Source organism: Klebsiella sp. K47 (genome assembly GCF_051858335.1).
Lineage (GTDB): Bacteria > Pseudomonadota > Gammaproteobacteria > Enterobacterales > Enterobacteriaceae > Klebsiella > Klebsiella pneumoniae.
In genome coordinates this window covers 1-221 of sequence record NZ_JBPYUI010000457.1, presented here as the reverse complement: position 1 = coordinate 221, position 221 = coordinate 1, and the positions used below count along the sequence as shown (strand labels likewise).

Below are 221 nucleotides of genomic sequence, written 5' to 3'. Positions count from 1 at the left end.
GAGCATCTTGGTCAGGCCGGTGCCGCCCATCAGGCGATCCAGGCCAAGCTTGGCCAGCAGCTTGGACAACAGGGTATCGAGCAGCTTGGCAACCACAAAGCCCAGCAGCACCACCACCAGCGCCCCAAACAGGTTGGGAATGAAGTTGGCGACTTTGGTCCACAAGGCGGTCATCGCCGCCACCAGGCTCTGGGTCCAGAGATCAAGTTCCATAATCAATC

At 59.3% G+C, this 221-nt stretch carries 1 protein-coding gene; it reads right to left on the bottom strand.

What is annotated here, in order from left to right:
* On the bottom strand, positions 1–213 hold a 213-nt coding region (locus RRF55_RS28775; protein ID WP_439419412.1), incomplete at its 3' end, for a mechanosensitive ion channel family protein.
* Positions 214–221: the final 8 nt, after the last annotated feature.